Annotated in this window: 10 protein-coding genes and 2 pseudogenes; 7 read left to right on the top strand and 5 right to left on the bottom strand. The window is 68.4% G+C overall.

Annotated elements, in window-relative coordinates; translation table 11 throughout:
* Nucleotides 1-54 precede the first annotated feature (54 nt).
* Nucleotides 55-1,071, bottom strand: a complete 1,017-nt coding sequence (locus tag FNH04_RS03740; RefSeq protein WP_322722559.1) for a LacI family DNA-binding transcriptional regulator — start codon at nucleotides 1,069-1,071, stop codon at nucleotides 55-57.
* A gap of 487 nt (nucleotides 1,072-1,558) precedes the next feature.
* Here FNH04_RS03740 and FNH04_RS03735 point away from each other — a divergent pair, with 487 nt between their 5' ends.
* Nucleotides 1,559-5,212, top strand: a complete 3,654-nt coding sequence (locus FNH04_RS03735) for a LamG-like jellyroll fold domain-containing protein (protein WP_152780247.1) — start codon at nucleotides 1,559-1,561, stop codon at nucleotides 5,210-5,212.
* Between the two features lie 396 nt (nucleotides 5,213-5,608).
* Here the strand turns inward: FNH04_RS03735 and FNH04_RS03730 are convergent, their stop codons facing one another.
* Together FNH04_RS03730 and FNH04_RS03725 are read right to left on the bottom strand one after the other, a co-directional pair.
* The gene (locus tag FNH04_RS03730) at nucleotides 5,609-5,791 is read right to left on the bottom strand and encodes a hypothetical protein (protein ID WP_152780245.1); all 183 of its coding nucleotides are present in this window, start codon (nucleotides 5,789-5,791) and stop codon (nucleotides 5,609-5,611) included.
* Nucleotides 5,792-5,860: 69 nt separating this feature from the next.
* On the bottom strand, nucleotides 5,861-6,274 hold the full coding sequence (locus FNH04_RS03725) for an ATP-binding protein (RefSeq protein WP_152780243.1): 414 nt from the start codon (nucleotides 6,272-6,274) through the stop codon (nucleotides 5,861-5,863).
* A gap of 251 nt (nucleotides 6,275-6,525) precedes the next feature.
* Here FNH04_RS03725 and FNH04_RS03720 point away from each other — a divergent pair, with 251 nt between their 5' ends.
* Nucleotides 6,526-7,374, top strand: a complete 849-nt coding sequence (locus tag FNH04_RS03720; RefSeq protein WP_152780241.1) for a helix-turn-helix domain-containing protein — start codon at nucleotides 6,526-6,528, stop codon at nucleotides 7,372-7,374.
* 9 nt (nucleotides 7,375-7,383) lie between these two features.
* The gene (locus tag FNH04_RS03715) at nucleotides 7,384-7,575 is read left to right on the top strand and encodes a hypothetical protein (protein WP_322722558.1); all 192 of its coding nucleotides are present in this window, start codon (nucleotides 7,384-7,386) and stop codon (nucleotides 7,573-7,575) included.
* Nucleotides 7,576-7,609: 34 nt separating this feature from the next.
* Here FNH04_RS03715 and FNH04_RS03710 read toward each other — a convergent pair.
* A pseudogene (locus FNH04_RS03710) lies at nucleotides 7,610-8,175 on the bottom strand (pyridoxal-phosphate dependent enzyme); the annotation flags it as partial.
* A 158-nt stretch (nucleotides 8,176-8,333) separates the two neighbouring features.
* Between FNH04_RS03710 and FNH04_RS47335 the strand changes: the two are divergent.
* The 4 genes and pseudogenes from FNH04_RS47335 (at nucleotide 8,334) to FNH04_RS03690 (ending at nucleotide 12,082) form a co-directional block, all read left to right on the top strand.
* Nucleotides 8,334-8,777 carry a sulfatase-like hydrolase/transferase gene (locus tag FNH04_RS47335; RefSeq protein WP_322722557.1) on the top strand — a complete coding sequence of 148 codons (444 nt, stop codon included), beginning with the start codon at nucleotides 8,334-8,336 and terminating at the stop codon, nucleotides 8,775-8,777.
* Nucleotides 8,778-8,796: 19 nt separating this feature from the next.
* A complete protein-coding gene (locus FNH04_RS03700) occupies nucleotides 8,797-9,240 on the top strand; it encodes an NUDIX hydrolase (RefSeq protein WP_152780239.1) in 444 nt (147 codons plus the stop codon).
* Between the two features lie 514 nt (nucleotides 9,241-9,754).
* A pseudogene (locus tag FNH04_RS49305) lies at nucleotides 9,755-11,303 on the top strand (protein kinase domain-containing protein).
* 413 nt (nucleotides 11,304-11,716) lie between these two features.
* Nucleotides 11,717-12,082: a hypothetical protein gene (locus FNH04_RS03690; RefSeq protein ID WP_152780237.1), complete on the top strand. Its 366-nt coding sequence runs from the start codon at nucleotides 11,717-11,719 to the stop codon at nucleotides 12,080-12,082.
* Nucleotides 12,083-12,269: 187 nt separating this feature from the next.
* Here FNH04_RS03690 and FNH04_RS03685 read toward each other — a convergent pair whose 3' ends face one another.
* On the bottom strand, nucleotides 12,270-12,968 hold the full coding sequence (locus tag FNH04_RS03685) for a hypothetical protein (RefSeq protein ID WP_152780235.1): 699 nt from the start codon (nucleotides 12,966-12,968) through the stop codon (nucleotides 12,270-12,272).
* Between the last annotated feature and the right edge of the window lie 118 nt (nucleotides 12,969-13,086).

Genomic DNA, 13,086 nt, shown 5'->3' with positions numbered 1-13,086 from the left:
GAATATGCCCGTGTGTCGTGGTCGGAATTGGGGCGGAGGCCGGGGCCTTCGGATTCAGGAGGTGCCGTGGGCGGGTCCGGTGCTGGCCCGCAACGAGATCGGCGGCGCGAGAAGATGGTGCCGGGGCGACGCGCCGGGATGATCCAGCCGCTCGACGAGCAGATCGACAGCACGACGGCCCATCTCCTCCGCCGGCACATCCGCCGCGGTGAGCTGCGGCGTCACCGTCTCCGCCCAGCGGCCGGCCACCACCCCGGTGACGGAGAAGTCCCGCGGCACATGACGGCCCGCCTCGGCAAGCCCCCGGTAAAGACCGCCCAGAGCAGCCTCGTTCAGCGTCACCAGACCCGTCGTGGCCGGCTCATCGTGCAGGATCCGCTCCAGGCACGCCTGCCCCGAAGCGGCATCATCCCCGCAGCAGTACGTCCGCACCGCCAGCCCGCGCTCCGCCGCGGCCTTGGTGAACCCGTCCAGCCCCCGGTGCGCGGACTCATACCCCGCCCGCAGCAACCCCTCCGGCCGGTTGACGAAAGCCACCCGCCGATGACCGAGATCCGCCAGATGGTGCACACACGCCTCCACCAGAGCCGTGTGGTCCAACCCCACCCACCAGCCGCCCTCCGGATGCGCGGTGCGGCCGATGGCAACCGAGGGAAAGCCCAGCGCGGCCAGGTGATCGACCCGGTCGTCCTCCAGCCTGATCTCCATCAGGATCGCGCCGTCCACCCGCCGCTCCCCCAGCAACCGCTGGAACGAACGGTCACTGTCCACACCACTCGGAGACAGCAGCACGTCGTAGTCATACGCCGCGGCCGCCTCCACCACACTGCCGATGAAGTCCAGCTGCATCCCCGTGTAATGGTTCCCAGCCGGCGGGAACACCAGACCGATCGTGCTGGTCCGGCCATTGGCCAGGGCCCGCGCACTCGCATTGGGCCGATAACCCAGCTCATCGATCACCCGCTGGATCTTCTGCCGCGTGTCGTCCGACACCGGCCGCTTGCCACTCAACGCATACGACACGGTGCTCCGCGAGACACCGGCCCGCCGGGCGATCTCACCGATGTTCACGGAGAACTCCTTTTTCGAACCGGTTCGATACTGCCATGAGGCAGAGCGTCCGACTCGCGTGGATGCTGGGCTGTGAAGAGAACGACCACCGGTCGTCGAACCGGTTCGCGTGAAGTGAAGGTAGGAACAAGCCGGACACCTGTCAACACCTGAAACGACACTTCTCGTACAGCACGGGAATCCGGAGGATCCGGGACTTCGCTTGTGTCAGAGGTATTGCTGGGCGATTTCCCCGGTGCTAGCTTCCTGCGAACCGGTTCGATGAAGTGATCCTTCCGGCGACCGGGGCCCGCTCCCCCACGGCCCTTGCCGTGCGGAGCGTCGCCACTGCCACCTGGACAAGCCCCTTACCTCTGGGGCGCATGTGATCGAACCGATTCGACCACACGTCATCCCGGAGCCTCCTCGCCGGCAACGGCATGCGCACGAGCATCCGACCGAGGCGGGCCGACCGGGACCCGTTACTCAAGGATTGAGGACGCGATCCATGCCATCCGCTGACAGATCCGCCCGGCGCCGGGCCCCGGCCGCCGTGGCCCTGGCCCTCGGCGCCGGCGTACTGGTCGCGCCGGCCGTCCCCGCACAGGCGGCCGACACGCCCCAGCCCACGGCCCGCTACACCTTCGACGAGGACGACCTCGCGTCCGGGAAGATCACCGACAGTTCCGGCAACGGTCTGACGGCGAGCCTGGTGAACGGCTCCACCGCCCAGTCCGTCGACGGCACGAACGGCGGCAAGGCGCTCGCCCTGCCCGGCGGGGCGCCCACATCCGACGGCGCGTACGTCCGCCTGCCCCGCGGAGTGGTCGGCGACGCGACCGACCTGACGGTGTCCGCCCGCGTGAAGTGGGGCGGCGACAAGTCGTCCTGGCAGCGGATCTTCGATCTGGGCACCAACACTACCAAGTACCTCTTCAGCACCCCGTACAACGGCAACGGGCTGTTCCAGACCTCCGTGACCACCGGCGGAGGCGGCGCGGAGGCACAGGTCCGCGGCTACGCGGCGCTCCCCGCGAACGAGTGGCGGACGGTCACCGTCACCCTCGACACCGCCGCCGGCCGGCTCACCACCTACCTCGACGGCGTGGCGGTCTCCTCCGCCGCGACGCCGATCAAGGCCAAGGACCTGCTGGACGGCTCGGCCACGGCCGCCGGCTACATCGGCAAGTCCTTCTGGCCGGACCCGCTGCTCAAGGGCGCGATCGACGACTTCACGGTGTGGCACTCGGCGCTGAGCGCCGAACAGGTGGCCGGTACGGTCGGGGACATGCCGACGGTCCAGGATCTCTCGAAGACGTCCTTCGAGGTCCGTACGACCACCGGAACCGCTCCGTCCCTCCCCACCGCCGTCCGCGCCTCCTTCTCCGACGGCTACGACCGCGATCTGCCGATCACCTGGGACGCCGTACCGTCCGACAAGTACGCCCAGCCCGGTTCCTTCACGGTGTCGGGCACGGCAGCCGGACGTGGCGTCAAGGCGACGGTCACCGTGGTCCGCGAGGGGCAGCTCACCGTCGACCTCGGCTCGGACACCGGCGCGTTCCACGGCGGTGCCTCCGGCACGCTCTACGGCGTGTACGGACCGGACGTCCCCAGCAACAACCTCATCGAGGGCATGGGCCTGCGCACAGTCTCCACCAAGGCGCAGGACGGCCCGCAACACCCCGGTGCCGACGCGCTGGAGGTGGTGAAGCCGCTGGCCGACTCCACCGACGGTGACGTCTACATCTACATGACCGACATCCACCGCGGGTTCCCCTACGAGTGGCCGGGCGACTCCCCCGCGCAGAAGCTCAAGCTCTACGAGGAGAAGATCGCCAAGCAGGTGGACCAGGTCCTGCGACTGCCGGAGCAGTACCAGGACAACATCGTCTTCGTGCCGTTCAACGAGCCCGAGGGCAACATGTTCGGCACCGGCCAGTGGAGCTACAACAAGGTCAGCTGGCTGAGCGACCCCGACGACTTCCTCGCCGCGTGGGACAGCGCCTACAAGCTCATCAAGGGCAAGATGCCCGACGCGCGCATCGCCGGCCCCAACACCAGCGTCCTCTTCGACCAGGTGAAGGGCTTCCTCGCGCACACCCTGGCCGCCGACACCGTCCCCGAGGTGATCACCTGGCACGAACTGAGCCACCCGGAAGCGGTACGCGCGAGCGTCGCCAAGTACCGGGCGTGGGAGAAGGAGCTGTTCAAGGGCACCGACCATGAGGGCACCCAACTCCCCATCAACATCAACGAGTACGCCTTCAACTACCACACCTCGGTTCCGGGCCAGATGATCCAGTGGGTGTCCGCGATCGAGGAGTCCAAGGTGGACGCCGACATCGCGTACTGGAACATCGACGGCAACCTCTCCGACTCCGCCGTGCAGTCGAACCGCGGCAACGGGCAATGGTGGCTGCTCAACGCGTACGCCTCGATGAGCGGGCACACGGTGACGGTGAACCCGCCGTTCCCCGGCGAGAACTACACCATGCAGGGCGTCGCCACCCTCGACGAGAAGAAGAAGCAGGCACGGCTGATCTTCGGCGGCTCCACCGGCAAGGGCCACATCACCTTCGCGGGCGTTCCGGAGGAGCTCTTCGGACAGAGCGTGCACGCCTGGGTGCGGGAGATCGAGTGGACCGGGCAGGTGGGCGATTCCTCGGGCCCGAAGCTGCTGGCCGAGCAGAACGTGGAGGTCTCGAGCGACGGCACGGTCTCCCTCGGCTTCGGCGACGGCACGCTGCCAAAGCTCAAGGAGTCCTCGGCGTACGAGATCGCCCTCAGCCCGGCCGGAAAGGCGAAGGCCACGCAGTCCCCGCCGGTGCGCTGGCAGAGCTCGTACGAGGCGGAGGACGCCGCTCACACCGGTTCCGGCTACTCCAAGAACGGTCCCGAGGGCTCGCCCCGTGATGTGTCGAAGTTCTACACCTCCGGCGGCTACAACGTCGGCGGCCTGCGCACCGGCTCGGACGTCACCCTCGACTTCACCGTGGACGTGCCCGAGGACGGCACCTACGACCTGAGTGTCTTCGCCAACTCCCTCAACACCTTCGACAAGGTGAAGGAACAGGGCCCCACCAACGTCTTCCTGCGCGTGGACGGCAAGGCGGACAGCGAGCAGGAGCTGTACCTGCCCCTCGGCTACAAGTGGGTGGTCTGGGACCACACCGACACCACGGTGAAACTCACCAAGGGCAAGCACACCCTGACTCTCGCCGCGAAGAGCGCCGACGGCAAGGGCGTCACCAAGGGCGACGCCATCGTCGACCGCCTCACTCTCTCCCTCCCCGAGGCATCCTCGAGCACCCAGGTGTACGAGGGTGAACTGGCCTGGCTGGACGGCGGGGCACGGCCCCTCTACGACCTGCCGAAGCGGGCGGACACGGGATCGGGCGCGGCCCGGCTCCCGAAGAAGGGCACCGCCACCTTCTGGGTCTACTCCCCCGCCGACCGCGAAGCCACCCTCAGGATCGACACCCTCGGCGGCACGGGCGCCCGCGTCTCCGTCAACGGCCAGCGCGTCCTGCGCCTGGGCAAGGACGGGGACAGCGTCGCGGTCTCCCTGTCCGGCGGCGTCAACAAGGTGACGGTGACCGGAGGTTCGTCCACCACCCTCGTCGACCGCCTGACGGTCACCCCGACCGAGGGCACCCTCAAGACGCGTACGTACGAGGCGCAGGACGCCACCCTCGCCGGCTCGGCCACGCTCAGCCCGCTCTCCCTGGCCACGGACGGCACCGCCATCACCGGCATCGGCGGTGACCCGGGCAACGGCAACACGGCCACGTTCACCGTCGCCGCGGACAGGTCGGGCCTGTACGCGCTGCGCATCCGCTACTCCAACCCCGAACAGTCCCCGGCCACCCACTACAACCCGGACCCGCTCGCCCGCCACGCCGACCTCACCGCCAACGGCGGCACGACGCAGCGGGTCACCTTCCCGCACACCTTCCACCAGAACGACTTCTGGGAGCTGACCGTCCCGGTCCAGCTCGAGAAGGGACAGAACACGCTCACCTTCCGCTCCGAGGAACTGCCCAACTTCGACGGCACCACCTACGCCTCGGACACCTTCCCCGGGGTGCTGCTCCGCTCCCGCTACGCGCCGCTGCTCGACCGGATCACGGTCGCGCAGTACGCGAAGGAGGTGCGATGAGGTGACCGGCGTCAGCGGCGAGGCGACGCGCCCGAAGACCGGGTAGCGAGGACGCGCCCGAAGACCGGGTAGCGGGGCACCGCCTCCCGCCCGCCAGGGCACGCCCACCCCGCCACCGACACCGCGAGCAGACGCCCGGGCCCGTCAGACCGACGGACCCGGGCGTTTCGCTGTTCGAAGCCTGCGCCGGCCCGGTCGGTGTCGTCGGCCGACGTCGGCGCCGTGACCTGCCGCTGATCGTCGAGGGACTCGCGCCGGCAACGGCAGCACCACGACCGCGTCCTCCACTCGGTCCCCAACCGAGCCGGGGCGGTTCACCCTGCTGGGCTTGCGAGCCGACAGCAGCGTTTGCACCACAGCCCGTCCAGCCGCTCTCACCCACACAACGAACACCGCTCAGTCAGGCAGCGCCACAGTGAGGTCCACCTCGACCAGCTGTCCCGGGCCGAGCTGCTCCATGCCCAGGAGCATGCCGACGGAGGGCAGTGCCGGACCCACGACGGAGCCGTGCAGCCGACGCCAGGCGCCGGCCAGGACATCGCTGTCGTCACTGCGCACGTAGACCACCGAGCGGACCACGTCCTCAGGCCGGGCACCGACAGCGTCCTCGACGCCTCGCCCACGCCCTCCAACGGCCGCTCCGCCTGGTCAACCTCTCTGGCGGAACGAGAGTCCCGCGATCACAGACGTCCCACGCGTGGGGCGGGGCCGGACGGTCCAGGCGGCGGCAAGGCTGTCGACGAGGATCAGCCCCCGACCGCTCTCGGAGTCGGCGCCCGGGTGGGCCAGTTCGGGTTTGCCGGTACCCGGGTCGGAGACGGCGAGCCAGTAGTGTCCGTCGGCGGGCCACAGGACGAGTTCGATGAGGTCCTCGCCCTCCCCGCAAACGCCGTGACGGATGGCGTTGGTGACCAGCTCCGAGGTCACCAGGCCCAGGTCGTCGCCGAGGTGGGGGCGTAGGACCTGCGGCAGCGATTCGGCGACGGCGTGCCGGGCCCGCCGTACGGAGGTGGGGTGGGCGGGGAAGCGCCAGTGGACGGGCACGAAAGGGACCTCGGGCATGACGAACTCCACGTCTGTGTAAGGGGTTTGGGGTCGCCGGTGACCTACCGCCCTGGCCGCGGACACACCCGTCCCAGGGCAGGCGGGCATGCTCGCGCGGTGCGCTTCCGGCATTGCGGTGTGTAACTTGCGCGATACTGACAGTAGAGCAAGCGGTGGTAAATTTTTCACGCGCTCAAGAGAATTCACCACCGAGAGGTAAGGCGGCCTCCGAGTGCGACAGAGCGGACCCGCCGGATGGAAGGAACCCCATGCCCCCGAGGACGACCCCCACGGAACGGCAGAAGCGACTGGGAAGTGAGCTGCGGCGCATCCGTACTGTGGCAGGCATGTCCGCAGAGTTCGCGGCGGGCCTACTGGGTGTGGACCGAGGCAAGATCTCCAACATCGAGTCAGGAGTTCGGGGCATCAGCACCGACCGCCTGCGCACACTGGCGTGCAACTGCGATGTGACCGATGAGGCATACGTCGAGGCGCTCGTAGAGATGGCCCAGGTGAGTACAGGCTGGTGGGAACGCTATCGAGGCATCCTGCCCCAAGGCCTGCTGGACATCGCAGAAACGGAAAGCAACGCTGTACGCATGCGCGGCGCCAACACCGTGCACGTGCCGGGCATGCTCCAGACATCGGAACAGGCGATGGCCATCTTCCGAGCCGCGGTCCCTGCTCTGCCCGAGCACGAGGTTGCCCTGCGACTCGCGCTGCGTTCGGAACGCCAGCAGGTGATCACCGGCGACACCGCGACCCCGTACGTCGCTGTCATCCACGAGGCCGCACTGCGGATGCGGTTCGGCGGTACCGACGTGGCCCGCGCCCAGTTGGAGTACCTGCTGGAGGTCTCCGAGCGGGACAACGTCACCGTGCTCGTCCTCCCCTTCACCCACGGCGCCTTCCCTGGAGCCGGTCAGACCGTCGTCCACATCGAAGGACCCGTACCGCAGCTCGATACAGTGCAGGTGGACAGCTCCCACGGACCCACCTTCCTCCACGCCGAGGGGCAGTTGGCGAAATACCGGGCACAACTCGATCTGTTGGAAGGTCTGGCACTGCCGCCAGAGCAGTCCCGAGACTTCATTCGTGAACTCGCACGCCAACTGTGAGGAGCACCAGTGCGCGACATCACCTGGGAGAACCCCTTCTGCGCCGAGGGCAGCTCCTGCTTCCGCCTCGGCACCGACGCCGAAGGCAACGCCTACATAGCCGTTGCCGGCCAAGAGGACCACTACCTCACCGACTCCCTCGAAGCCCTGCGCACCCTCATCACCGACATCAAGGCCGGCAAGGCCGACCACCTGCTGTAGGACCTGCCGCGCACTGCACCGCCAGGAGCAATTGTCAAGGCCTGTGGATGGGAGCCGGGCCGACCCAGCGGTGGTAGGCGTCTACGTCGACGTTGCTGCCGCACACGATGGTGACGACGTGTCGGCCGGCGAAGCGGTCACGGTCTTCGAGGATCGCCGCGATGCCGAGCGCGGCCGAGGGTTCGACGACGAGGCCGGCGTGGTCGAGGAGCATCCGCATACCGGCGGTGATCGACGCTTCCTGGACCAGGACGGCGTCGTCGGCGACCAGGAGGAGGTCGTCCAGGACGGCCGGGATGGGACACCGGCCGGCGACGCCGTCAGCGATGGTGTCGGTCGAGTCGGTGGTGACGACACGTCGTTGGCGCCACGAGTGTGTCAGCGCCGGTGCGCCCAGCGGCTGGACGCAGATCACCTCGACTTCGGGTGCCAATGCCTTCACCACATGACCCACGCCAGTGGCCAGCGCCCCACCGCCGAGAGCAATCAGGACGGTGTCGAACGACGCGCGGTGTCCACCAGTTCCAGGCCGATGGTCGCCGCGCCTTCGCAGGTCTCGATGTCTAGGCTGTCTTCGACCAGCCGGATGCCGTCGTACCGTTCTTCTCCGGCTTCCTGCCCAAGCTCCCGCAGCCCGTGCAGCCGCCGCGGCTGTGGGAGTGCCGCCCGCCCGCGTTCAAGACTGTCGATGCGGGCACGTTCGTCTTCGACGCGCCGAACCTCCTCATCGGGCTCGACCGGCACGGCTATCGCACCGTGTGCATCGGCGGGGTGACCTACTTCTCGCGGGAGACACCGCTCGGGTCGGTGCTGCCCGACATGTTCGACGAGGACCACTGGCGGCCCAGTTCTGTTCCCCGGAGCCCGACTCCACTCGCCACCAGGTCGACCACGCCCTGACCGTCGCCGAGCAGTACGCCAAACGGCCGCTGTTCCTGTTCGTCAACGTCTCCGCCACCCACGTCCCCCACGGCCACTACACAGGCGACAGTGGCGACTCCTGGCACTCACAGGCCGCAGCGCTCGCGTACGCCGACGAACACCTCGGCCGCCTGGTCGACGGGCTCACCGGCAAGAAGAGATGGCTGATCATCATGTGCTCCGACCACGGCGACGCTTTCGGGGAAGACGGCTACCACGGCCGTGGCATCGCTCACCCGACCGTGCTGAACGTGCCGTTCGCGGCCTGGCTGTCAGAGTAGGCGGCTACGCTCCCCGGCCATGACCGACACATCCCAACGGGGGACGAGGCGCGACGCTTCCGTCATCGTGGCCCGAGACGCGGACGGCATGGTCGCCGTCCTGACCGCCGAGTTCCCCCAGCACGGCGGCGAGTACGTGTTCCTGCCCGGAGGACGTCGGGAGGACGGCGAGACACCGGCGGAGTGCGCCCGGCGCGAGTTGCGTGAGGAAGCCGGCGTCACCGCCCAGACCTGGCGGCCCCTCGGCTCGTACGCCATCACCCTGAACTCCACTGCCCGCATCCACCTTTTCCTGGCCGAAGGTCTTACCTTCGGCCCGCAACAGCTCACGCCCAGTGAGGAGAGCTTCAAGCTCATGTGGTGGCCGATGCCTGACGCGATCCGGGCCGCCACCGAGGGACGCTTCCTGCTTCAGGGAGGCCCGCTGGCACTGCTGCTGGCTCAGCAGGTCATCGCGGTCTGAGAGGAGTCGATCCCGGGCACCGGCCGATAGCCCGGTCTTGTCATTTTCCACGTCAGCGGATACACCCCTTCTCGGCTGGCTGAGGCGCCGACACCCGGAGCCCAGGGGGCGAGCCACTGAACGGCCCTGCGCTGGTTCCCTGTCTCCGGCCGCGGAGGACAGGGTGCCGACCTTTGCGAAGAGGCCCCGGCGCCACCCCGTGGGTCAGGCAGCCGGGGCCGAGGGCCGTCCAGGGACACTACGCTCCGGGTGCCCGATCAGGGAGAGTGACGCCCCCTGCTCGGACAGCTGGCACGTTCACCTCACCCATTCGTACTCGTCGTCGTCCCCTCCGGCGTCGCGGCCGTCCTCGCTGACCCGCCGCGCGCCCCGCCGTCAGTCGATACCGTGTACAACAATCGACTGACGAGGCATCAGAGCGACTCGGAACGCGGGGACGCAACGCGTCGCACACACACGGAAGATCGGCGAGCAGGGCCGCTATGAGCTGATCGAGGAGATCGAGTCCGGCGGTATGGGCACGGTCTGGCGGGGCTACGACGCCGTTCTCGACCGGGAGATCGCGGTCAAGCTCATCCGGCCCGACGTCGTCGCGACACCCGCGCAGGCGCGGGAGTTCACCCGCCGCTTCGAACGCGAGGCACGCGTCACCGCTCGGATCGGGCATCACGGAGTGCCCCAGGTGTTCGACGCGGTACTCGACGAGGCGTCGTACGAGCGGCTGTACCTGGTGATGGAGTACGTGCGCGGGATCTCCCTGCGCAGGGTGCTCACAGGCGCGGAGGACGGCGCGGCGACGCGGCTCCCGGTGAGCTGGGCCGCGTCGATCGCCGCGCAGATCTGCACGGTCCTGTCGTACGCCCACGCGATCCCGGTCGTGCACCGCGACCTGAAGCCGGACAACGTCCTGATCGCCACGGACGGCACGGTCAAGGTGCTGGATTTCGGTATCGCGAAACTGCTGGGCACGGACGTCACCCGGCTCACAGCCACCGGCGACCGGATCGGCACCAGCCGGTACATGCCACCCGAGCAGATCGACAACGCGCAGATCACCCCGCTCAGCGACCTCTACGCACTCGGCTGCATGCTGCACGAACTCCTGGCCGGGCAGCCGGTCTTCAGTGGCGACAGCGACTACCAGCTCCTGCACCAGCACATGAACGTGCCGCCGAAGCCGCTGCGCACCCTGCGGCCCGAGGTGCCGGAGGGCCTGGAGGCGCTGACCCTGGACCTGCTGGCCAAGGCGCCCGAGCAGCGTCCGACCGACGCGTACGCGGTGTACGAGCGCCTCGCGCCGCACCTGCCGCAACCGGGATCGGCTGCCGATCCCGTGGCCCTCACCCACGGCGGCTCCCCTTCCGCGGTTCCCGACCCGACGGTGGTCTACCGGCAGCCGAACGCACCCCTGCGGCGGACCACGGCATCTGTGCCCCCCACCCGAGCCGATGGCCCCCGTACCGGTCCCGGCACGCGCCGACACCGTGCTGCGGGACGCGATCCGGGACGCCTACGCCCGGTCCGCGGACCTCGCCGAGAGCGGGCGGTTCGCCCAGGCCGCGGACGTCCTCAAGGCAGTGATCGCCACGGCGGCCACCGCGCTCGGCGCACAGAACCCCCGTGTGCTCGGTCTGCGGCGGCAGCGCGCGGCGGTCCTCATGGCCGGCGAGGACTTCCGGCGTGCCTTACCGGAGTTCGACGCGTTGGCCGCCGTCTACGCCCGTACGGCGGGACCGGCCGACGACAGCACGCTGGAGTGCCGTCGACACGCCGCCCACTGCCGGGCCAACCTCGGTCAGGCCACCGTCGCCCTGCGGGAGTTCCAGGAGGTGCTGGAGGTCGTGTCCGACGTGGACGGGGACGCCTCCGAGACCGCTCTCGACCTGCGTCACAGCATCGGCGTCCTCCTCTTCTCCGAGGGCCGCCGCACCGAGGCCGAGGGCGTCCTCGACGCCCTCCACGAGGACATGTGCGTCGTCCTCGGCGAGGACCACGAGGAGACCCGCGAGATCGCCGGTCTCCTCGCCCGGCTGCGCGGCCCGGAGGGAGCACGCCCCTGCTGACCAAGTCAGAGCCTGTGTCATATCCCCGGTCGGATCAGCGCGCGGCGTCTGGTGCGTGCAATCGCAAGGCGCCGGAGCGCCCTCGTGGCGGAGTCACGTGGGCGTTTCGGCAACGCGGCGAGTGTGCGTGCCAGGCGTCGCGCGCCCGGCCGGGGATATGACACAGGCTCTCAGCACCGAATCGGCACCGGCGGCAGGTCTGGGGCCTCAGGACGGCGGGCAGGCAGCTGAACACCACCACTGCGTCGAGGCGCCGGCCCAGAGAGGGGGTCGGCGCCTGGCACGCCGTGGCGCCCCGGACCGCGCGGGGGCCTCAGCTATGCCCACCGGGCGAGAAACAGCTGACAACCACGGCCATGGCGACCAGTTCGGCCCAGCCAAGCCGACTGAAACGGGGAGGCTAGGGTGCGGACATGGCTGTCGTGGATGTCCGCAACGATGCAAAAGGATGGCTCGTCATGTGGCTGGAGCCACTTGGTGAGGATCGATGGCTCAGGCCGGACGAGACGTTCCGGGTCCGATCCAACTACAACGGCGATGAGCTGGCCTTCTCCATAACCTTCTGGGTGGATGACGACGACCGGTCGGCGGGGATCGAGAACGTCGCCGTCTGGATCGAGAACGGTGACTGCTACGCGGAAGTCACCGACAGGGCGGGCAACCTTATCGAGTGCGGGCACCAGAGGCCTGAAGAGGTCAACAGGCGATGGCAGGCCGCGCTCGAAGAGGGGCACAGGCGTGCAGCGGAGCGCAAGGCCGGAGGGGAGGCAGTCGGATGATTGCGGCACCGCGCCACACCTCGACCGCGTCGTCCCCATCCGGGGACGGTGTCGGCCGGGCTGGTATAGGCACCCCCCAGCGATCGGAATGGGCGTCACCGCACATCCAACCGCCGGAATCACCAACCCGGCGAACCTTCCCGGTCAGAGCACTAGCAACCATCGACGGATTGCGGACGGACGACGGTTACTTCACGGCGCCGAAGTTTCGGATCTTTTCCACCTGTGCCTTGACCAACTCGTCCGGAATGCCGGCCGGATTCTTGTCGTCCGACCCGTTCGGCCTTCTAGAGGAATGGAACATCGCGACCGTCGCGCCTTCCCGCACCACCACCACCGCGTGGGGAACCCGTATCGGCGGGCCATCCGAATCCGACACGACCTCGACCAACCGCAAGGAGACGGATTCGTCCCCGTAGCCAGGATCGGGTTGCACATCGACATCCTCGAAGGACCTCTTACCGTCCTTGAAGGCGGTACACTTCTCAGCCGCCGTACTGAATTCCTGCACCACCCGTTTGGCATCACCGATCTTGTGCGACGCAAGGGTCATGACCGCCCCGGCGCCGGCTCCCTTGCGACTGAACATCCGATTGATCCGCGCATTGGCCGCGTAGGAACTGCTGCTCTGCCCCAGAGTCAGGGAAATCGCGCGGCACTCGACGGGCTCGGCTCTGCTCTCGTAAGGCCCCGCACTCATCGGCACACGACCAAACCAATCAAATCCCTCCTGCTTACCCAGCGCCACCCGATGCAGATCCGCCTCGGTCCACGGTTTACGTGAAGTGCTGTTCGCCGACGAATTCCCACTCTCGGAATTTACGCTCCCCTTCCCGGAGTCCTCCCCGCACGCGCTGACAAGAAATGCAGCCAGCACCGCGACCACCACACAGTTGATGCCTGATATGCGCAAAATCGTTCCCCAGTTCCGAAGCTGACGGTCGTGTTGTCGTGAGTACCAGAGACCCTACCTGATTCGATATCGGCAGGGCCTCTGGACTTCA

Source organism: Streptomyces phyllanthi (assembly GCF_009377205.1).
Lineage (GTDB): Bacteria > Actinomycetota > Actinomycetes > Streptomycetales > Streptomycetaceae > Streptomyces > Streptomyces phyllanthi.
Note: the sequence above shows the minus strand (reverse complement) of the source record. Positions and strands in the feature narration are given on the sequence as shown.

Bases quoted from the DNA above. Each gene is read 5' to 3' on its own strand.
- FNH04_RS03700 (WP_152780239.1), top strand. From the start codon at position 8,797: ATGACCGACACATCCCAACGGGGGACGAGGCGCGACGCTTCCGTCATC.
- FNH04_RS03690 (WP_152780237.1), top strand. From the start codon at position 11,717: ATGGCTGTCGTGGATGTCCGCAACGATGCAAAAGGATGGCTCGTCATG.
- FNH04_RS03720 (WP_152780241.1), top strand. From the start codon at position 6,526: ATGCCCCCGAGGACGACCCCCACGGAACGGCAGAAGCGACTGGGAAGT.
- FNH04_RS03725 (WP_152780243.1), bottom strand. From the start codon at position 6,274: ATGCCCGAGGTCCCTTTCGTGCCCGTCCACTGGCGCTTCCCCGCCCAC.
- FNH04_RS03735 (WP_152780247.1), top strand. From the start codon at position 1,559: ATGCCATCCGCTGACAGATCCGCCCGGCGCCGGGCCCCGGCCGCCGTG.